The sequence below is a fragment of the Pseudomonas sp. PSPC2-3 genome, assembly GCF_049898265.1.
GTDB lineage: Bacteria > Pseudomonadota > Gammaproteobacteria > Pseudomonadales > Pseudomonadaceae > Aquipseudomonas > Aquipseudomonas veronii.
Genome location: NZ_JAFCXJ010000001.1, coordinates 462,077 through 480,447, shown reverse-complemented (window position 1 = coordinate 480,447; position 18,371 = coordinate 462,077). Strand labels below are relative to the sequence as shown.

Here is an 18,371-nt window from a genome sequence, read left to right as displayed (position 1 = left end):
AACTTAAAAGAGAACACACCTATGCTTTTTTCCCGTAAGGCGGTTTCCAAGCGTCACTTGCTGCTGATCGCAGCCGGTTTCAGCACCGTGTTGACTGGTTGTGCCACGTCGCCGACGTCCAAAGTCGCGTCGAGCACCAAGGTCGAGTATTACCCGAACTGCTACGAGCCGGTGCAGCACCTGCGCGCGACCGATTCGGACATGACCAAGTCGGTCGTCACCGGCGCGGCCATCGGCGCTGCCGGCGGTGCATTGCTCGGCGCCTTGACCGGCGACTCCGAGAAGCGCGGCCGTAACGCCGCAATCGGTGCCGCGGGCGGCGCCCTGGCTGGCGGCGCGGCGGGTTACTACACCGAGCGTCAGAAGCAGATCGCCGATGACAACCAGCGTATTGGCTCCTACGCAGCCGACGTCAATAAAAGCGCCTCCGACATCGACCGCAGCACCGCCTACGCCAAGGCCTCCCAGCAGTGCTACCAGAGCGCGTTCACCAAGCTGGTGGCCGACCGTAAGGCCAAGACCGTCAACGACACCGAAGGCCGCAAGCGCCTGGCGGAAATCGTCTCCGGCCTGAAGGAATCTAATGACCTGATCGTCGCGGTCAACGGCAAGGCCAGCGAAGACCTGAACAACTACACCCAGGCTTACGAGAAAGACCTGCAACAGGTGGGCGTGCAGCGCAACGACGTGGTCACCGTGGCGACAGCGGATGCCACTCCGGCGGTCGTACCGGCCAAGAAAGGTAAGTTGACCAGCAAAGTCGTGACCAAGCGTCCGCCGCTGCCTGTGGTGCCGAAAGAAGCGGTCGCCACCGAAAGAACCTTCCAGACTGCCCAGACCAAGCAAGATGAAAGCAAGAAGGTCGCCAGCGCCGGTAAAGCACAGATCGAAGGCACTTGCCGCGATCCGAACCTGGCCGACTGGGCGCCGGTACCGTGCCCTAACGTATAAGCAAGTTGTTGCTATAAGCGGTAAACGCCAACCGATCTCCGGCTAAAGCGCGAGATCGGTGGCGTTCTTTCGGCAATTCGTTACACTGCTGCGGCCACTCAATAATTACACCGAGGCCGTGTGCATGAAATTTCGTCTTCTCCTCTGGGTACTGGGCCTGATGATGGGCAAAGCCAGCCGCACCAACCCTGCGTTCCAGCAGCAGTTGGGTGACAAAGACCTGGCGTTCCAGTTGCAGACCCTCGACGGCAAGGTTGCCCGTCACTTCATCGTCAAAGACCAGCGCATCACCAGCCGCTCGGGTGTCCACCCTGCGCCGGCCTTCGCCATTGCCTTTAAAGACGCCGCCTATGGCTTCGCCACGATGCAGGCGAAGAACAAGCAACTGGCGTTCATGACGGGGATTCAGGACAAGTCGATCCAGATCAAGGGCAACCCGGCGCTGGTGATCTGGTTCCAGGGCTTGACCAAGTATTTGAAGCCGAAGAAAAAGCAGTAGACCGAGGTGGATTCATCGGGGGCAAGCCCCCTCCCACACTTGACCGTGTTCGCAGATCAAAATGTGGGAGGGGGCTTGCCCCCGATAGCGATCTAACAAGCTACCGATTCAGCCCTGGCTGAACTGCGAGGCCAATTCGCGCAACAGCACCTCGGCATCCAGCACCTTGGCCACGACTTCTTCAGCCTTGTCACGGCTCAAGCCCAAACGTTCAAGCAGCTCGTCGGGAATGGTTTCGTGCGGCCCGGAGCCGATGCCCCGGCTGCGCAGCAGGCGCACGGCCAGGCACACCAGGTTGGGGTACTCGGCGTATTGGCCGTCGTAGGTTGGGTGACAAAGACCTGGCGTTCATGACGGGGATTCAGGACAAGTCGATCCAGATCAAGGGCAACCCGGCGCTGGTGATCTGGTTCCAGGGCTTGACCAAGTATTTGAAGCCGAAGAAAAAGAAGTAGACCGAGGTGGATTCATCGGGGGCAAGCCCCCTCCTACACTTGACCGTGTTCGCAGATCAAAATGTGGGAGGGGGCTTGCCCCCGATAGCGATCTAACAAGCTACCGATTCAGCCCTGGCTGAACTGCGAGGCCAATTCGCGCAACAGCACCTCGGCATCCAGCACCTTGGCCACGACTTCTTCAGCCTTGTCACGGCTCAAGCCCAGGCGCTCAAGCAGCTCGTCGGGGATGGTTTCGTGCGGCCCGGAGCCGATGCCCCGGCTGCGCAGCAGGCGCACGGCCAGGCACACCAGGTTGGGGTACTCGGCGTATTGGCCGTCGTAGGACGGGTCGTGCTGGAAGCGCAGGGCGGTGGACAGTTCGTCCGGCATGTCCCAGTAGCGCATCAGCCAGGCGCCGATCTGTTCGCGGCTGATACCCAGCAAATGCTGCTCCACATAGCTGTGGCACAGGTGCGGGTTGACCTCCAGGTGTCGGCAGATCAGCGAGAAGTGCGGCGGAAACACGTGGGCCAGCAGCAGGTAACCGAAGTTGTGCAGCAGACCGGCCAGGTAGGTCAGGCCGGCTTCCGGGCGTTGCGCGCGCGGCATGGCGCGGGTCAGGCCTTCGATGACGGCGGCGGTGTAGATCGACTGGTGCCAGTACGGCGTGGCCTGGTGCGGGTGGTCCTTGGGCAGGCTCAGGGTTTTGCCCAGGGCCAGGCCCAGCGCCAGGTTGATCACCAGGTCGAAGCCCAGCACCCGCACGATGGCGTCTTCCACCGAGCGGATCTTGCCCGGCGAGGCGTAATAGGGCGAGGCGGCCCAACTGACCACCTGGGCGGCCAGCGCCGGGTCGGTTTCGACCACGCCGGTGATGTCGTCGATGGTGGCGTTGGGGTCGACGCGCAGTTTGATGATTTTCTGCGCAGTGTCGGCCAGCGGCGGAATCTCGATGGTCGCTTCCAGGCGTTGCTGGATGCGCCGGGCCGTGAACGCCTGCATGGCCTGGGTGATTTCCTCGCGGTCATCATGGGGCCGGTCGAGGTTGGGCCGGATGTTGCTCAGCGGCTCGCCGAATTGAGCGGCGCTGGCCTTGGTCAGCATGGTTTTGAAGTCGACGCTGGCGATCTCCAGCAGCAAACCGGCTTCGCCCGAGTGAACCAGCAGGCTCGACTCATCGAGCAGGCTGCCTTCATACAGGCAAGGTGAACTGGTCAGCGCCGGCAGGCCGGGCAGCAGGCTGAGGTCATGCTTGCCCAGCATGCGTTCGATACGTTCCGGCGACACCGATGTCAGGCGGCGGCCGGTGAGTTCGGTCAGGCGGTTGAGGTCGAGCAACTGGTTCTGCGGGAACAGCACCATGAGCGCGCCCACCGCATCTTCCAGCAGCACCGCCTGGATCTTTCGCGCAGGGTTCAGGCCCGGATGTTCGGCGACTTCCGTGTAGCTGATGGAGAGTTTCGCGAGCAGCGCCCGAATAACCGGCGGGGCGGTCAGTGGTGCGGCGGCGTGGGCAACTTCTGACATGGCCTGATCCAAATTCGTACAGTCTTTGGAGTATAACCAGCTTGATACAAATGTTGGTCGGATAAGTGAAACAGGCGTCACACTTGGCCGTATTGCTGCCCATGCCTGAGCCAGCGATCCAGCAGCGGGCTGACGTGATCCGGCCAACGCTCGAGCAGGGCCTGGGCCGCATCGCGCACTGCCGGCAGCAGGTCGGCGTCGCGCATCAGGTCGGCGACCTTGAATTGCAGCAGGCCGGTCTGGCGGGTGCCGAGCATCTCGCCGGGGCCGCGCAGTTCGAGGTCTTTTTCGGCGATGACAAAACCGTCGTTGGTTTCACGCATGATGCCCAGGCGTTGACGGCCGATCTGCGACAGCGGCGGATGATACAGCAGCACGCAGTGGCTGGCCGCGCTGCCCCGGCCGACGCGGCCACGTAGCTGGTGCAGTTGCGCCAGGCCCAGGCGCTCGGGGTTTTCGATGATCATCAGGCTGGCGTTGGGCACGTCCACCCCGACCTCGATCACCGTGGTGGCCACCAGCAGTTGCAGGTCGCCGGCCTTGAATTGCGCCATCACCGCGGCTTTTTCCGCCGGTTTCATACGCCCGTGGATCAGCCCGACCTTGAGTTCGCCCAAGGCGCTGGTGAGGTCTTCGTAAGTGGTTTCGGCGGCTTGGCAGGTCAGCTCTTCGGACTCTTCGATCAGCGTGCATACCCAATACGCCTGGCGGCCTTCGGCGCAGGCGCCGCGCACGCGCTCGATGACTTCCACGCGCCGGGAGTCGGTGACCAGCACGGTATTGACCGGGGTGCGGCCGGGCGGCAGTTCGTCGAGGATCGAGGTGTCGAGGTCGGCGTAGGCGCTCATGGCCAGGGTGCGCGGGATCGGCGTGGCGGTCATGATCAATTGGTGCGGGCTCATGCGCCCGCCCGCGCCTTTCTGGCGTAGGGCCAGGCGCTGTTGCACGCCGAAGCGATGCTGTTCGTCGATGATCACCAGCGCAAGGTTCTTGAACTGCACTTCGTCCTGGAACAGCGCATGGGTGCCCACCACCATCGGTGCGCCGCTGGCGATCTGCTCCAGCGCGGTTGTGCGGTTTTTGCCTTTGAGTTTGCCCGCCAGCCACGCCACTTCCAGGCCCAGCGGTTCGAGCCAGCGCTTGAAGGTGATGAAGTGCTGCTCGGCGAGAATCTCAGTGGGCGCCATCAACGCCACCTGGTAACCGGCTTCGAGTGCCTGCAGGGCGGCGAGGGCGGCGACCACGGTCTTGCCCGCGCCGACGTCGCCCTGGATCAGGCGCAGCATGGGTTCGGGCTGGCTGAGGTCGTAGGCGATTTCATTGCCCACGCGCTGTTGGGCACCGGTCGGCGCAAAGCCGAGGTTCGCCAGGTACTGCGCGGGCAGGCGCGTGGCCTTGGGCATCGCCGGGGCGCGCAGGGAGCGCATGCTCTCGCGCAGGCGTTGCTGGGACAGTTGGTGGGTCAGCAGTTCTTCGAACGCCAGGCGGTGCTGCGCCCAGTGATGACCGAGGGCCAGTTCGTCCACGTCCGCGTCGGCCGGTGGGTGATGCAGGTAGCGGATCGCATCGTCCAGCGGCGCCAGTTGATAGTCGCGGGCCAGCTCCACGGGCAGCCAATCGGGCAGGCTTTTCGGGCCGAGCATCGTCAGGGTCTGCTGGCACAGTTGGCGCAGGCGTTGTTGGGTGAGGCCTTCGGTCAGCGGGTAGATCGGCGTCAGGGTGGTGTCGACCGGCGGCGGCTCGTCGCCCGTAATGGCGCGGTATTCCGGATGGTAGATCTCCAGGCCCGAGGCGCCGGGGCGTGCTTCGCCGTAACAGCGCACGCGGGTGCCGCGCTTGAGGCCTTCCTTCTGCGCGTTGCTGAAATGGTAGAAGCGCAGGCTCAGGCCGCCGGTGCCATCCTGCAGGCGCACCACCAGGCTGCGGCGCTTGCCCATCACCACGTCGGCGCCGCTGACGGTGCCTTCGATCACCGCGTCCTGCCCAGGGCGCAAATGACCGATGGGCACCACGCGGGTGCGGTCCTGATAGCGCAGAGGCAGGTGGAACAGCACGTCCTGAAGGTTCTCCAGGCCGACCTTGGCCAACTTCTCAGCCATGGCTTCGCCGACACCCTTGAGTGCCGTCACCGACACCTGCGACAGCTCAGTCATACAGTGGCTCAGCTCGCAGCAGGCGGTTTGGCCACCGAACACAGGCGGATCGAGTCGGCCAGGATCTCAATGGCTTTGGGCCGCGGGAAGCTGGCGCGCCAGGCGATCGCCACGGTGCGGAACGGCACCGGCGGCGTGAGCGGGCGCACGGCGATCACGCCCGGGGCGTAGTGATGGCTGTCCACCGCCGACAGCGGCAGGATCGAAATGCCCAGGCCGGAGGCGACCATGTGGCGAATGGTTTCCAGGGAGCTGGATTCCACGGTGGTGTGTTTGGCGCCGTCGTGGCCCTTGGTCAGGGTCGGGCAGGCTTCCAGCACCTGGTCGCGGAAGCAGTGGCCTTCACCGAGCAGCAGCAGGCTCTTGTCGTTGAGCAGGCCGGCGTCGATGCTGTCTTTCTGCGTCCACGGGTGCGAGGCCGGCATCAGCACGTAGAACGGCTCGTCGTAGAGCGGCAGGGTCAGGACGTCAGCCTCGTTGAACGGCAGGGCGATGATGATCGCGTCCAACTCGCCGTTGCGCAGTTTGTCGCGCAGCACGTGGGTGAAGTTTTCTTCGATATACAGCGGCATCTGCGGCGCGACGCGGTGCAGTTGCGGAATCAGGTGCGGGAACAGGTACGGGCCGACGGTGTAGATGGCGCCGACTTTCAGCGGCGCGGTCAGCTGGTTTTTGCCGGCCTGGGCCAGTTCGCGAATGCTTTGGGCTTGCTCCAGGACCTTTTGGGCCTGGGCAACGATGCCTTCACCAACCGGGGTCAGGCGCACGGCGCTTTTACTGCGCTCGAAAATCAGCACACCGAGTTCGTCTTCAAGCTTTTTCACGCCCACCGACAGCGTCGGCTGGCTGACGTGGCAACGCTCGGCCGCGTGGCCGAAGTGTTGTTCTTGGGCGAGGGTCACGATGTAGCGTAATTCTGTAAGAGTCATAGCGGGCGTCCATGAGGTTGCGAGCCAAGCATACCGGCTGCAATCGATAGACACACGTTATCAGAACTTTGATAAGGATTGAGCGGGGAATGTGCGAGATTTTGCTGAAGCGATAAAACCCGATGTGGGAAGGGGCTTGCTCCCGATGGCGATGGGTCAGTCGAGAACGTGTCGACTGATGTACCGTCATCGGGAGCAAGCCCCCTCTCACATAGCCCTGCGCGTGCCTTTAGCGGCGACGCTTCTCGATGTTGTAAACGAACGGCGCGACGATCTCGATGCTGCCGCTTTTCACCATGTCGGCCGGTGGCTTGGGCAATGGCTGGGCGCGACGGATCATGTCCAGGGTGGCGCGGTCCAGGTCGGCGTTGCCGGAGCGGCCCACCAACTCGTAGGACAGCACATTGCCTTCGGCATCGACCACGAAGCGCAAGCGATTCATGCCTTCCTTGCCACTGTTCTGCGCGCTTTGCGGGTACTTTTTGTATTTCTGCAAGTGCGCCAGCAGGGCGCCTTCCCAGGAGGCTTTGGCGGCGACCTGTTGCGGCGACGGGCCCGGTGCGGGCTGGGCCGATTTTTCCGCCGGTGTATTGGTCGGCGGCGTGTCGCTTGGTGGCGTCTCGGAAGGTTTCTCCTTGGGCGGCTCGGGCTTTTTCTCCTCCGGCTTGGGCGGCTGGGGTTTCGGCTTGGGCTTGACCGGCTTGGGCACCTGGATCGTCGGCTTGGGCGCCTCGGCCAGTTTCGGCAGCGGCAGCTCTTCCACCGGGGCGGGCGGCTGCGGCGGCGTGACCACCTTGGGCGGTGCCGGCGGCGGCGGTGCGGGCATCGGCGCCAGGTCGATGACCATGGCCGCCGGTGGCAGCTGGACCGTGCGCGGCGCCGACCAGTGGAGCGCGATGGCAATCGCGATGGCATGCACGCCCAGCACGACGGCGAGGCTGGTGCCATAACGCGTCAGTTTGTGGCGCGTCGTGATCATTTTTTGGCTGCCGTCTCAAGTCCGACCAGGCCGACCTTGAGGTAGCCGGCTGCCCGCAGGGCATCCATCACGCTCATCAGGTCGCCGTAGTCCACGCCTTTGTCGGCCTGGAAGAAGATCGTCGTGTCTTTCTTGCCTTGGGTCTTGGCGTCGAGCGCCGGCCCCAGGGTTTCGGCTTTGACTTCTTCTTCGCCCAGGAACAGGCGCTGGTCCGCCTTGACGCTGAGGAAAATCGGTTTCTCCGGCCGCGGCGCGGGTTTGGCGCTGGAGGCGGGCAGGTCGACCTTGATATCCACGGTGGCCAAGGGGGCCGCCACCATGAAGATGATCAGCAGCACCAGCATCACGTCGATAAACGGCGTGACGTTGATTTCGTGGTTCTCGACGAGTTCGTCGTCGCCTTGATTCAAATGCAGGCCCATGGCCGATTACCCCACTTTCACCATGTGCGGTTGCGAGCTGCGCTCGGAAGGCAGGTGATCGAGGTCGCGGCTGACCAGCAGCAGGACTTCTGCCGACGCGTCCGATACCTGGGCCTTGTAGCCGGCAATCGAACGGGCGAAGACGTTGTAGATCACCACTGCGGGAATCGCGGCAACCAGGCCCAGGGCGGTTGCCAGCAAGGCTTCGGCGATGCCGGGAGCGACGACGGCAAGGTTGGTGGTCTGGGTTTTGGCGATGCCGATGAAGCTGTTCATGATGCCCCACACGGTGCCGAACAGACCGACGAACGGCGCGGTGGAACCGATGGTCGCCAGCACGCCGGTGCCGTTGCTCATGTTACGACCGCAGGCTGCCACCAGGCGCTCGAGACGGAACGCCACGCGCTCCTTGATGCCCTCTTTTTCGCGGGTGTTGGCCGACAGGCGCATTTCTTCCAGCGCGTCGTGTACCAGCGTATTGGCCAGGGTGCCCTTCTTGGTCGCCGTTTCGCTGGCTTCCTTGAGGGTGGTGGCCTTTTTCAGGTGGACGATCTCGCTGCGCAGGCGGCGCTTGGCGCCCAGCAGTTCGAAGCCTTTGGCGATCCAGATGGTCCAAGTGATGATCGAGGCGATGGCCAGGCCGATCATCACGGCTTTTACCACCACGTCAGCGTTTTGGTACATGCCCCATGGCGACAGGTCGTGGGCCATGCCAAGGGTGTTGTTTTCTTCCAGCACCACGCCGGGTTCGTCGGCGGTGGCCGGCGCTGCAGCCTGGGCTGGGTCTGTGGCGGCCGGCACCGCAGGGGCGGCGGTGGCATTCTGTTCAGCGGCAGCAGGAGCCGCCGGCGCGGTGGCATCAGCGAATGCGGCGGTCGGTGCCAGCAGTACGCTGAACAGCAGCGCAGCAATCGCACGCCAGGCGCGGGATGGACTGTGAAGTTTGGTTGGCGAAGCGGGGTGTGTATTACGTGTCATGCTGGCCGGACCTGAGAGAAAAAAATGAGTGATCGTCCTTCCAGACCCTGCGAGGTCGAGGACAAATGGGTCGTTATTATTGCAAGTAATTCTTGTTAACAGAAGTAATACAGTAACTTTATTTGTCCTTTTTCTGGCCGCTGGTCTCCTGCGACGGCTAATCTAGACCTTTCAGTACGGAGTTTTGTGATGTCTGCGCCTTCTGTTGTGATTGCCGGTTGTGGCGATGTGGGGAGTCGGCTGGCCAGCCAATTGCTCGCCTCGGAATGGGAGGTTCATGGCCTGCGGCGCGATATTTCGCGCCTGCCCGATGGCGTGATCGGCATTGCCGGTGACCTGTTCAATAAGGATTGCCCTGACACCTGGCCGATCGGCGGGGTGGATTACCTGGTGTATTGCGCGGCGGCGACGGATCACGACGAAGCCGGTTATCGCGCCGCTTATGTGCAAGGGTTGCAGCATGTGTTGGAGTGGTTGAAGGATTACGGCCAGGAGCCCAAGCATCTGCTGTTTGTGTCCAGCAGCAGCGTGTATGGGCAGCAGCAGGGCGAATGGGTCGACGAAACGTCCGAGACCCAGGCAAAGGGCTATTCCGGGCAGGTGATGCTGGAAGCCGAGCAAATCGCGCTGAACAGCGGCATTGCGGCGAGCATCGTGCGCTTGACCGGGATTTACGGGCCGGGCCGCGAGTGGCTGCTGACGCAGGTGCGCCAGGGTTATCGCGTGGCGATCGATCCGCCTTTATATGGCAACCGGATCCACGTCGATGATGCGGCTGGCCTGCTGGCGTTTTTGTTGCGGCATGTGGAGCAGGGCGGTTCGCTGGATCGCATCTATATCGGTGTCGATGACGCACCGGCGCCGTTGGCCGAGGTGGTGGCCTGGTTGCGTGAGTATCTGGGAGTGACGCAATGGTCCGATGACGCCAGTGTGCGCCGCGCCGGGAGCAAGCAATGCAGCAACGCCCGGGCCAAGGCGTTGGGCTGGGTGCCGACGTATCCGAGTTATCGCGAAGGCTACGCGGCCATCCTGAAGGGCTGAGCCGCGGTCAGAAAAGGTGGGAGGGGGTTTGCTTTGTCAGCCACGGTTGTAGTGGCTGATGCACCGCGATCGGGAGCAAGTCGAATCGTCGCAGCGCCCCTCCCACATTCAGGTCTGTGGGATGACGGTTATTGTTTTTCAAGCAGCCACTGGCGTGGCCCCGGTGTAAACGAGGGCACTTCGTCGGCCTGCGAGGTATTGATCGCCTGGAAGATTTCCAGCTGCTTGCCCTTGCGGGCAAAGATCCACGCATTGCCCACGCCGTTGCGCTGCAACCACATGCTGTCGTAGCCGCCGCTCATGGAGGCGCAATCACCCGCCAGGCATAACGAATATCGATCGGCGCCCGGCAGGCCGGCCACTTGGCCGTTGGCCTGGAACTGCACGGTGGCGCCTTCGCCATTGCCGTTGGCGATTTTCCAGTCGCCGCCCATATAAGCGGCGTACAGCGCGCGCTCGAAGTTGGCGCCCAATGGCGCGCCTTCCGGTGCAGGTTCCTTGGCGCGGGCAAACAGCTGTTCGGGCTCGTTGTCGTTGGCCACTTGCAGCAGTTGCCGACCTTTGCGCTTGAGATCGGTGGCGGCGCTGCCGTAGAAGTCGACGCTCCAGGCACCGGGCTTCTCACCGAGCAACTTGCCTTCCGCTACTTCAAAACCGTTGTAGTAGCGGGCCTGCAGGGCCTTGGTGTTGACGTCCCACTCGAGGTTCGGGCCAAAGCTCTGCAGTGCTTCACGCAAAGGGCCGCCCTTGGCTGCCGCGTCGATGGCAACCTGGTTGATCCAGGTGCCGCTCACATCCAGGTCGGCGGGGTTGCTGGCACAGCCGCCGAGCAACAGGGCGAGCAACGAAGAGGCTACAAGCGCTTTGCGCATCATGAAATCCTTTTAAAACGAAGTCGGCGCAGCCTGTGGAGGCTGCGCCGGGTGTTTTACTCGATGACCAGAATCGCGTCCATCTCAACCTGTGCGCCCTTTGGCAGGGCAGCAACGCCGATAGCGGCGCGGGCTGGGTAAGGCTGTTCGAAGTACTTGCCCATGATCTCGTTGACCTTGGCGAAGTGGCTCAGGTCGGTGAGGAAGATGTTCAGCTTGACGATGTCCTTGAACGAACCGCCAGCGGCTTCGGCGACCGACTTGAGGTTTTCGAAGACCTGTACGGTTTGTGCTTCGAAGCCTTCAACCAGTTCCATGGTCTTTGGGTCCAGTGGGATCTGGCCGGACATGTAGACGGTGTTGCCCGCCTTGATCGCCTGGGAGTAGGTGCCGATGGCGGCTGGGGCTTTGTCGCTGGTGATAACAGTCTTGGTCATGAATGACTCCTTGTAAGAGGTGGGCTATGCACGCATGCGGGTGATGCGGATCACACCGGTCAAGGCGCGCAGTTTCTTGATCACGCGGGCCAGGTGTACGCGGTCGTGTACGCTGACCACCAGTTGGACCACGCTGATGCGACCATCGCGCTCGTCCATGCTGATTTTCTCGATATTGCCGTCGGCCGCGTTGACGCTGCTGGCCAGCAGGGCGATCAGGCCGCGCTGGTGCTCCAGCTCGACCCGCAGCTCGACGTTGAATTCGCCGGTGACATCCTTGGCCCACGAGAGCTGGATGCATTTTTCCGGGTTGTGGCGGATTTCGCTGATATTGCGGCAGTTGTCCAGGTGGACCACCATGCCTTTGCCCGCCGACAGGTGCCCGACAATCGGGTCGCCCGGGATCGGCGTGCAGCACTTGGCGTAGCTGAGCACCAGGCCCTCGGTGCCGCGAATCGCCAGCGGACCTTCCGGGCTTGGCAATTGCTCGCCTTCGCCGAGCAGGCGACGGGCGACCACATAGGCCATGCGGTTGCCCAGGCCGATGTCTTCCAGCAGGTCTTCGATGGTTTCCTGGCGATACTCGCTGAGCATCGCTTGCACGCGCTCGCCGGGGATTTTCTCGAGGGCGCTGTCGAAGCCGTTGAGCACCTTGTTCAGCAAACGTTCGCCCAGGCTGATGGACTCGGAGCGGCGCTGCAGTTTCAGGGCGTGGCGAATATGGGTGCGCGCCTTGCCGGTGACCACGAAGTTGAGCCACGCCGGGTTCGGCCGGGCGCCCGGTGCGCTGACGATCTCCACGGTGGAGCCGCTTTGCAGCGGTTCCGACAGCGGGGCCAGGCGCCGGTTGATGCGGCAAGCGATGCAGCTGTTGCCGACATCGGTGTGTACGGCGTAGGCAAAGTCGACGGCCGTGGAGCCTTTGGGCAGCTCCATGATCCGGCCCTTGGGCGTGAACACGTAGACCTCGTCCGGGAACAGGTCGATCTTCACGCTCTCGATGAATTCCAGGGAGTTGCCTGCACGTTGCTGCATTTCCAGCACGCCTTTGACCCACTGGCGCGCGCGGGCGTGGGTGCCTTTGGGCTGCTCGTCGCCGCTGGATTTGTACAGCCAATGGGCGGCGATGCCGTTGTTGGCCATCTCTTCCATTTCCCGGGTGCGGATCTGGATCTCGATCGGCACCCCATGCATACCGAACAGCGTGGTATGCAGCGACTGATAGCCGTTGGCCTTGGGAATGGCGATGTAGTCCTTGAAGCGCCCCGGCAGGGGTTTGTACAAATTATGTACAGCGCCCAATACGCGGTAGCAGGTGTCGACCTTGTCGACGATGATCCGGAACGCATACACGTCCATGATCTCGTTGAAGGCCCGGCGCTTGCCGCGCATCTTCTTGTAGATGCCGTAGATGTGCTTCTGCCGCCCGCTGACCTCGCCCTCGATCTCGTCGATCGCCAGGCAATGGCTCAGCGACTCTTCGATCTTGTTGACGATTTCCTTGCGGTTGCCCCGGGCGCGCTTGACTGCCTGGTAAATGCGCGCCGAACGCATCGGGTGCATGGCCTTGAAGCCGAGGTCTTCGAATTCGATACGAATGGCGTGCATGCCCAGCCGGTTGGCGATGGGCGCGTAGATTTCCAGGGTTTCCTTGGCGATGCGCCGGCGTTTTTCGCCGGACAGCACTTCCAGTGTCCGCATGTTGTGCAGCCGGTCGGCCAGCTTGACCAGGATCACACGGATATCCCGGGCCATGGCCATCGCCATCTTCTGGAAGTTTTCCGCCTGGGCTTCGGCCTTGGTCTCGAAGTTCATCTGGGTCAGTTTGCTGACCCCATCGACCAGTTCGGCCACGGTTTCGCCAAATTGCGCGCTGAGCGCTTCCTTGGCGATGCCGGTGTCTTCGATCACGTCATGCAGCATCGCGGCCATCAGGCTCTGATGGTCCATGTGCATGTCGGCGAGAATATTGGCCACCGCAAGAGGATGGGTGACATACGCCTCGCCGCTGCGGCGGCGTTGGCCATCGTGGGCTTGTTCGGCGTAGAAATACGCTCGGCGGACCAGGTTGACCTGGTCTGGGCCGAGGTAGGTCGATAAGCGATCGGCGAGGGCGTCTATGCTCGGCAAAGGATGGACTCCTGCCGCGTGCGTTGACACCGCGCCGTGCTACGTCGACCAGGCATAGGCTTAGACGGCCTCGTTGGACTCGTCCTCGAACGCTGCAAACAGCGGTTCGTCTTCAACGATCTCGGCGTTGGCGATGAACTCGTAGCTCATCAGGCCTTCAGCGATTTCGCGCAGAGCGACAACGGTAGGCTTGTCGTTTTCCCACTGGACCAAGGGCTCTTTGCCGCCAGTGGCCAGTTGACGGGCACGCTTGGTAGAGAGCATGACCAGCTCAAAGCGGTTATCCACGTGTTCTAGGCAGTCTTCAACGGTTACGCGGGCCATGGTATTCCTCGGAGCGAATGCAAGATGCGCGCTGCCCGGTTGGGCGAGCGGACTAAACAGTTTAAAAAATCACCAGCGTTTAGGGAAGCGCTGATTTTTCCCAGGCTCTCGCAAAACCGCTGCAAGTGCCAATGTAAGGCCCTCGCAGCGGTTTTGGGAAGAGCTGATCAACCGAGCAGTTCGGCCAATAACTTGCCGAAACGCTGTTGTTGGCGTTTTTGCTGGAGCTGATTGGCGCGGAAAATCGCCTTCAAATCGTCCAGGGCGTGGGCAAAATCGTCATTGATGATCAGGTAATCGTAGTCGACGTAGTGGCTCATTTCGCTGACGGCTTCACGCATGCGGCCTTCGATGATCGCGTCGCTGTCCTGGCCGCGGTTGGTCAGGCGCTGGTGCAAGGCTTCCAGGGACGGCGGCAGGATGAAGATCGACCGCGCCTTGGGCATCAGCTGGCGCACTTGCTCGGCGCCCTGCCAGTCGATTTCCAGGATCAGGTCGTGGCCTTCGTCCAGGGTCTGTTGCAGGTGGCTTTGCGAGGTGCCGTAGAGGTTGCCGAACACTTCGGCGCGCTCAAGGAAGGCGCCGTGCTCGATCATCTTGACGAACTCGGTGCGCTCGACGAAGTGATAGTGAACGCCGTTCACCTCGCCCGGGCGCATGGCGCGGGTGGTGTGGGACACCGAGATGCGGATCTGTTCGTCAGCGTCGGTCAAGGCCTTGACCAGGCTGCTCTTGCCCGCGCCCGAGGGGGCGGAAATGATGTAAAGGGTGCCGGTGCTGTGGGTCATGGAAGTTGCCTTACTCAATATTCTGTACTTGTTCGCGCATTTGCTCGATCAACACTTTGAGGTTGACCGCCGCCGTGGTGCTGCGCGGATCGAACGCCTTGGAGCCCAGTGTATTGGCTTCGCGGTTGAGTTCCTGCATCAGGAAATCCAGGCGCCGACCGGCGGCGCCGCCGGACTTGAGCACGCGGCGTACTTCAAGGATGTGGGTGCTCAGGCGATCGAGTTCTTCGGCGACGTCGCTCTTCTGCGCCAACAGGACCATTTCCTGCTCCAGGCGTACCGGATCGAGGTCGGCCTTCATGTCGGCGAAGCGGTCGAGGACCTTCTGGCGCTGGGTCGCGAGCATCTGCGGCACCAGCTCGCGCAAGGTGACCACGTCGGCTTCGATCGCGCTCAGGCGCTCGCTGATCAGGCGGGCCAGCTCGGCGCCTTCGCGCTCGCGGCCGGCCTTGAGTTCCTTCAAACCCTGGGTGAACAAGGCGAGGGCTTCGGCGTTGAGGGCTTGCGGGTCGCTGGCGTCGGCCACCAGCACGCCGGGCCAGGCCAGCACCTCCAGCGGGTTCAGCGCGGCCGGCTGCTTGATCAGGCCGGCGATGGTTTCGGCGGCGGCGACCAGTTGCGCGGCGCGCTCGCGGTCGACCTGCAGCGGTTTGCCGGTGGTTTCCTCGGTAAAGCGCAGGGTGCATTCCAGCTTGCCGCGGGAAATGCCCTGGCGCAGCGCTTCACGTACCGCGCCTTCGAGGTCGCGGAACGATTCCGGCAGGCGCAGGTGCGGCTCCAGGTAGCGGCTGTTGACCGAGCGCAGTTCCCAGCTCAGGGTGCCTTGCGCGCCGGCTTTTTCGACGCGGGCGAAGGCGGTCATGCTGTGCACCATGGAGGTACCTCGCGTTGCAGTCCCGCGATGGCGGGCTGATGGGTAAATTGAAGCCGACAGGCTGCGAAGGCGCAGGAGTGTAGCGCAGTGGGGCGATTGGCCCCAAACCCTGGCACTGACAAAGCACCGCCAGTCGACGATTCGTAACCGAATTTTTTAGACGTGCCCCGAATCGGCTCGCGGCTCTATAATGCTCGGCAGTTTTTCGTCCTCCGTACAGGTATCCCCTATGAAACGTCCAAGTGGTCGCGCTGCCGATCAGCTCCGCTCGATCCGCATCACCCGCAACTACACCAAACACGCCGAGGGATCTGTACTGGTCGAGTTTGGCGATACCAAGGTGATCTGCACCGTCAGCGTCGAAAACGGCGTGCCGCGTTTCCTCAAGGGCCAGGGCCAGGGTTGGTTGACCGCCGAATACGGCATGCTGCCGCGCGCCACCGGCGAGCGTAACCAGCGTGAAGCCAGCCGTGGCAAGCAAGGCGGCCGTACCCTGGAAATCCAGCGCCTGATCGGCCGTTCGCTGCGTGCTGCCCTGGACATGTCCAAGCTGGGCGACGTGACCCTGTACGTCGACTGCGACGTGATCCAGGCCGACGGCGGCACGCGCACTGCCTCCATCACCGGTGCCATGGTTGCGCTGGTCGACGCGTTGAAAGTGATCAAGAAGCGTGGCGGCCTGAAAGCCGGCGACCCGCTCAAGCAGATGATCGCCGCTGTGTCGGTGGGCATGTACCAGGGCGAGCCAGTGCTGGACCTGGATTACCTGGAAGACTCGGCCGCCGAGACCGACCTGAACGTGGTGATGACCAGCACCGGTGGTTTCATCGAAGTGCAGGGCACCGCCGAAGGTGCGCCATTCCAGCCGTCTGAGCTGAATGCCATGCTGGCGCTGGCGCAGAAAGGCATGACCGAGATTTTCGAGCTGCAGAACGCCGCGCTGGCCGACTGAACCGGCTTCAAGGAGAAACGCCATGAGTGACAGTCAATTGCCGGTTCCGGCACCGTCCAAGGAAGTCCGCCAATGGGCGATGTTGTGTCACTTCGCGGCGTTTCTGGGCCTGGTGTTCCCTTTCGGCAGCCTGTTGGGGCCGCTGATCCTGTGGCAGATCAAGAAGGACATGGACCCGCTGATCGATGATCAGGGCAAGGAAGCCCTGAATTTCCAGATCACCGTGGCCATTGCCTGGCTGGTCTGCATGGTGCTGGGGTTCGTGGTGATCGGCTTCCTGTTGATGTTGATCCTGGTGGTCGCGGCGCTGGTGCTGACGATCATTGGCGGGATCAAGGCCAACAACGGCACGGCCTACCGCTACCCGTGGACCTGGCGGCTGATCAAGTAACCAGGCGCGCACAAAAAAACCGACAGCGATGTCGGTTTTTTTTGTGCCTGGGCAAAGACCTCAGATGGTCAGTGTCCAGTCGTAGTCCACGATCAGCGGCGCGTGCTGTGAGAAGCGCGGCTGGCGTGGCAGGCGTGCGCTGCGCACAAAGCGACGCAGGCCCGGGGTCAGCAGCTGGTAGTCGAAACGCCAGCCCAGGTTGAGCATCTCAGCCTGTTCGTTGTCTGGCCACCAGCTGTACTGGTCGCCTTCGCGGCTGACTTCGCGCAGGGCATCGACATAGCCCATGTTGCCGACAATCTCGTCCATCCAGGCCCGTTCCGGCGCCAGGAAACCCGGGGATTGCTGGCTGTCGCGCCAGTTCTTGATATCCAGCTTCTGTTGCGCCACGTACAGCGAGCCACAATAAATGTACTCGCGACGTTTGCGTCGCTGTTTATCCAGATAACGGGCGAAGTCGTCCATTAGCTTGAACTTCTGGTTCAAGTCTTCATCGCCGTTCTGCCCCGAAGGAAGCAGCAAGGTCGCGATGCTGACCTTGTCGAAATCGGCTTGCAGGTAGCGCCCGTAGCGGTCGGCTGTCTCGAAGCCGAGGCCGCTGATGACCGCCTTGGGTTGCAACCGCGAGTACAAAGCCACGCCACCTTGGGTGGGCACTTCGGCATCGCAGGCATAAAGGAAGTAGCCATCCAGTTGGAAGGCTGGATCGTCCAGTTCAAAGGCGGAGGCGCGGGTGTCCTGCAGGCAGATGACGTCGGCATTCTGGGCTTGCAGCCAACTGAGCAAACCACGCTCGACTGCAGCCTGAATACCATTAACGTTCACACTGATGATCCGCATAAATGGCCCCAAAAATCGCGTGCGTGTATGATACACGCCGTCTACCTAATTAGCTAAATCCGTGGTATCTGAGGCTTTTTTCATGCAGGCGTATCAACGCGATTTCATTCGTTTTGCCATCGATCGCGGGGTTTTGCGCTTCGGTGAGTTCACCCTCAAGTCCGGGCGCACCAGCCCGTATTTCTTCAATGCTGGCTTGTTCAACTCGGGTTCGGCCCTGGCTCAGCTGGGGCGTTTCTACGCGGCTGCCATCGTTGAAAGCGGTATTTCCTTCGACGTTCTGTTCGGTCCGGCCTACAAGGGCATCCCCCTGGCCGCCGCGACGGCCGTGGCGTTGGCCGAACACCATGGGCGCGATCTGCCGTGGTGCTTCAACCGCAAGGAAGCCAAGGCCCATGGCGAAGGCGGCAGCCTGGTGGGCGCGCCGCTCACCGGCAACGTGCTGATCATCGACGACGTGATCACCGCCGGCACCGCCATCCGTGAAGTGATGCAGATCATCGCCTCCCAGGAGGGTGCCAAGGCCGCAGGCGTTTTGATCGCCTTGAACCGTCAGGAGCGTGGCAATGGTGAGTTGTCGGCGATCCAGGAAGTGGAACGCGATTTCGGCATCCCGGTGGTGAGTATCGTGTCGTTGAACCAGGTGTTGCAGTTCCTGGAAGATGATCCGCAGCTCAAGCAGCACTTGCCGGCAGTACGGGCGTACCGCGAGCAATTCGGCGTCCAGTAAACGCCGCACAACAAAAAGCCCCACCCCCTGTAGGAGCGAGCTTGCTCGCGAAGAACGCCAACGATGACGCGTTTATTCTGGATGAACGCGGCGTCTTTACGTTTTTCGCGAGCAAGC

19 protein-coding genes and 2 pseudogenes are annotated in these 18,371 nt (G+C 62.3%); 7 read left to right on the top strand and 14 right to left on the bottom strand.

Annotated features, from left to right (window positions below):
- Positions 1-21: 21 nt before the first annotated feature.
- Both tagQ and ACP7E3_RS02290 read left to right on the top strand, forming a co-directional pair.
- Positions 22-951 (top strand): type VI secretion system-associated lipoprotein TagQ, encoded by a 930-nt coding sequence (gene tagQ / locus ACP7E3_RS02295; protein ID WP_046381641.1) that lies wholly within the window; start codon positions 22-24, stop codon positions 949-951.
- Between the two features lie 124 nt (positions 952-1,075).
- Positions 1,076-1,450: a hypothetical protein gene (locus ACP7E3_RS02290; protein ID WP_046385148.1), complete on the top strand. Its 375-nt coding sequence runs from the start codon at positions 1,076-1,078 to the stop codon at positions 1,448-1,450.
- Between the two features lie 108 nt (positions 1,451-1,558).
- Here ACP7E3_RS02290 and ACP7E3_RS02285 read toward each other — a convergent pair.
- Positions 1,559-1,780 (bottom strand): annotated as a pseudogene (locus tag ACP7E3_RS02285) (histidine kinase); the annotation flags it as partial.
- Positions 1,781-1,791: 11 nt separating this feature from the next.
- Here ACP7E3_RS02285 and ACP7E3_RS02280 point away from each other — a divergent pair.
- Positions 1,792-1,905: pseudogene (locus ACP7E3_RS02280) on the top strand (helicase); the annotation flags it as partial.
- A 108-nt stretch (positions 1,906-2,013) separates the two neighbouring features.
- Here the strand turns inward: ACP7E3_RS02280 and ACP7E3_RS02275 are convergent.
- From ACP7E3_RS02275 to exbB, 6 genes are all read right to left on the bottom strand, one after another.
- Entirely contained in the window at positions 2,014-3,414 is a 1,401-nt protein-coding gene (locus ACP7E3_RS02275; protein ID WP_057004017.1) for an aminoacyl-tRNA deacylase and HDOD domain-containing protein, read from the bottom strand.
- Between the two features lie 77 nt (positions 3,415-3,491).
- Positions 3,492-5,567 carry an ATP-dependent DNA helicase RecG gene (gene recG, locus ACP7E3_RS02270; protein ID WP_017846067.1) on the bottom strand — a complete coding sequence of 692 codons (2,076 nt, stop codon included), beginning with the start codon at positions 5,565-5,567 and terminating at the stop codon, positions 3,492-3,494.
- 8 nt (positions 5,568-5,575) lie between these two features.
- Positions 5,576-6,496 (bottom strand): hydrogen peroxide-inducible genes activator, encoded by a 921-nt coding sequence (locus tag ACP7E3_RS02265; RefSeq protein ID WP_046381642.1) that lies wholly within the window; start codon positions 6,494-6,496, stop codon positions 5,576-5,578.
- Between the two features lie 229 nt (positions 6,497-6,725).
- A complete protein-coding gene (locus ACP7E3_RS02260) occupies positions 6,726-7,475 on the bottom strand; it encodes a TonB family protein (protein ID WP_017846065.1) in 750 nt (249 codons plus the stop codon).
- The gene (gene exbD / locus ACP7E3_RS02255; protein WP_017846064.1) at positions 7,472-7,897 is read right to left on the bottom strand and encodes a TonB system transport protein ExbD; all 426 of its coding nucleotides are present in this window, start codon (positions 7,895-7,897) and stop codon (positions 7,472-7,474) included. Before exbD ends, ACP7E3_RS02260 begins: the two co-directional genes overlap by 4 nt.
- Before the next feature lie 6 nt (positions 7,898-7,903).
- On the bottom strand, positions 7,904-8,875 hold the full coding sequence (gene exbB, locus ACP7E3_RS02250) for a tonB-system energizer ExbB (RefSeq protein WP_046381643.1): 972 nt from the start codon (positions 8,873-8,875) through the stop codon (positions 7,904-7,906).
- Positions 8,876-9,064: 189 nt separating this feature from the next.
- On the opposite strand from exbB, the gene ACP7E3_RS02245 reads away from it, so the two are divergent.
- Positions 9,065-9,916, top strand: coding sequence for an SDR family oxidoreductase (locus tag ACP7E3_RS02245; RefSeq protein WP_046381644.1), 852 nt, complete (start codon positions 9,065-9,067; stop codon positions 9,914-9,916).
- Between the two features lie 128 nt (positions 9,917-10,044).
- Here the strand turns inward: ACP7E3_RS02245 and ACP7E3_RS02240 are convergent, their stop codons facing one another.
- The 6 genes from ACP7E3_RS02240 to ACP7E3_RS02215 form a co-directional block, all read right to left on the bottom strand.
- On the bottom strand, positions 10,045-10,788 hold the full coding sequence (locus ACP7E3_RS02240) for a hypothetical protein (protein WP_017846061.1): 744 nt from the start codon (positions 10,786-10,788) through the stop codon (positions 10,045-10,047).
- A gap of 56 nt (positions 10,789-10,844) precedes the next feature.
- Positions 10,845-11,225 carry a RidA family protein gene (locus tag ACP7E3_RS02235; RefSeq protein ID WP_003176922.1) on the bottom strand — a complete coding sequence of 127 codons (381 nt, stop codon included), beginning with the start codon at positions 11,223-11,225 and terminating at the stop codon, positions 10,845-10,847.
- Between the two features lie 24 nt (positions 11,226-11,249).
- A complete protein-coding gene (spoT, locus tag ACP7E3_RS02230) occupies positions 11,250-13,355 on the bottom strand; it encodes a bifunctional GTP diphosphokinase/guanosine-3',5'-bis pyrophosphate 3'-pyrophosphohydrolase (protein ID WP_017846060.1) in 2,106 nt (701 codons plus the stop codon).
- Positions 13,356-13,415: 60 nt separating this feature from the next.
- Positions 13,416-13,679 carry a DNA-directed RNA polymerase subunit omega gene (rpoZ, locus tag ACP7E3_RS02225; protein WP_003176920.1) on the bottom strand — a complete coding sequence of 88 codons (264 nt, stop codon included), beginning with the start codon at positions 13,677-13,679 and terminating at the stop codon, positions 13,416-13,418.
- Between the two features lie 167 nt (positions 13,680-13,846).
- Entirely contained in the window at positions 13,847-14,467 is a 621-nt protein-coding gene (gene gmk, locus ACP7E3_RS02220; RefSeq protein ID WP_017846059.1) for a guanylate kinase, read from the bottom strand.
- 10 nt (positions 14,468-14,477) lie between these two features.
- Positions 14,478-15,341, bottom strand: coding sequence for a YicC/YloC family endoribonuclease (locus ACP7E3_RS02215; protein WP_017846058.1), 864 nt, complete (start codon positions 15,339-15,341; stop codon positions 14,478-14,480).
- 229 nt (positions 15,342-15,570) lie between these two features.
- On the opposite strand from ACP7E3_RS02215, the gene rph reads away from it, so the two are divergent.
- Positions 15,571-16,293 (top strand): ribonuclease PH, encoded by a 723-nt coding sequence (gene rph / locus ACP7E3_RS02210; protein WP_046381645.1) that lies wholly within the window; start codon positions 15,571-15,573, stop codon positions 16,291-16,293.
- Positions 16,294-16,315: 22 nt separating this feature from the next.
- The gene (locus ACP7E3_RS02205) at positions 16,316-16,684 is read left to right on the top strand and encodes a DUF4870 domain-containing protein (RefSeq protein ID WP_017846057.1); all 369 of its coding nucleotides are present in this window, start codon (positions 16,316-16,318) and stop codon (positions 16,682-16,684) included.
- A gap of 60 nt (positions 16,685-16,744) precedes the next feature.
- On the opposite strand, the gene ACP7E3_RS02200 is transcribed toward ACP7E3_RS02205, so the two are convergent.
- Positions 16,745-17,524 (bottom strand): exodeoxyribonuclease III, encoded by a 780-nt coding sequence (locus ACP7E3_RS02200; protein WP_003195493.1) that lies wholly within the window; start codon positions 17,522-17,524, stop codon positions 16,745-16,747.
- 82 nt (positions 17,525-17,606) lie between these two features.
- Between ACP7E3_RS02200 and pyrE the strand changes: the two genes are divergently transcribed.
- Positions 17,607-18,254, top strand: a complete 648-nt coding sequence (gene pyrE / locus ACP7E3_RS02195; protein WP_017846056.1) for an orotate phosphoribosyltransferase — start codon at positions 17,607-17,609, stop codon at positions 18,252-18,254.
- Positions 18,255-18,371: the final 117 nt, after the last annotated feature.

Excerpts from the sequence above, each read along its gene's own strand:
- tagQ (WP_046381641.1), top strand. The coding sequence starts at position 22 with ATGCTTTTTTCCCGTAAGGCGGTTTCCAAGCGTCACTTGCTGCTGATC.
- ACP7E3_RS02290 (WP_046385148.1), top strand. The coding sequence starts at position 1,076 with ATGAAATTTCGTCTTCTCCTCTGGGTACTGGGCCTGATGATGGGCAAA.
- ACP7E3_RS02275 (WP_057004017.1), bottom strand. The coding sequence starts at position 3,414 with ATGTCAGAAGTTGCCCACGCCGCCGCACCACTGACCGCCCCGCCGGTT.
- recG (WP_017846067.1), bottom strand. The coding sequence starts at position 5,567 with ATGACTGAGCTGTCGCAGGTGTCGGTGACGGCACTCAAGGGTGTCGGC.
- ACP7E3_RS02265 (WP_046381642.1), bottom strand. The coding sequence starts at position 6,496 with ATGACTCTTACAGAATTACGCTACATCGTGACCCTCGCCCAAGAACAA.
- ACP7E3_RS02260 (WP_017846065.1), bottom strand. The coding sequence starts at position 7,475 with ATGATCACGACGCGCCACAAACTGACGCGTTATGGCACCAGCCTCGCC.
- exbD (WP_017846064.1), bottom strand. The coding sequence starts at position 7,897 with ATGGGCCTGCATTTGAATCAAGGCGACGACGAACTCGTCGAGAACCAC.
- exbB (WP_046381643.1), bottom strand. The coding sequence starts at position 8,875 with ATGACACGTAATACACACCCCGCTTCGCCAACCAAACTTCACAGTCCA.
- ACP7E3_RS02245 (WP_046381644.1), top strand. The coding sequence starts at position 9,065 with ATGTCTGCGCCTTCTGTTGTGATTGCCGGTTGTGGCGATGTGGGGAGT.
- ACP7E3_RS02240 (WP_017846061.1), bottom strand. The coding sequence starts at position 10,788 with ATGCGCAAAGCGCTTGTAGCCTCTTCGTTGCTCGCCCTGTTGCTCGGC.
- ACP7E3_RS02235 (WP_003176922.1), bottom strand. The coding sequence starts at position 11,225 with ATGACCAAGACTGTTATCACCAGCGACAAAGCCCCAGCCGCCATCGGC.
- rpoZ (WP_003176920.1), bottom strand. The coding sequence starts at position 13,679 with ATGGCCCGCGTAACCGTTGAAGACTGCCTAGAACACGTGGATAACCGC.
- gmk (WP_017846059.1), bottom strand. The coding sequence starts at position 14,467 with ATGACCCACAGCACCGGCACCCTTTACATCATTTCCGCCCCCTCGGGC.
- ACP7E3_RS02215 (WP_017846058.1), bottom strand. The coding sequence starts at position 15,341 with ATGGTGCACAGCATGACCGCCTTCGCCCGCGTCGAAAAAGCCGGCGCG.
- rph (WP_046381645.1), top strand. The coding sequence starts at position 15,571 with ATGAAACGTCCAAGTGGTCGCGCTGCCGATCAGCTCCGCTCGATCCGC.
- ACP7E3_RS02205 (WP_017846057.1), top strand. The coding sequence starts at position 16,316 with ATGAGTGACAGTCAATTGCCGGTTCCGGCACCGTCCAAGGAAGTCCGC.
- ACP7E3_RS02200 (WP_003195493.1), bottom strand. The coding sequence starts at position 17,524 with ATGCGGATCATCAGTGTGAACGTTAATGGTATTCAGGCTGCAGTCGAG.
- pyrE (WP_017846056.1), top strand. The coding sequence starts at position 17,607 with ATGCAGGCGTATCAACGCGATTTCATTCGTTTTGCCATCGATCGCGGG.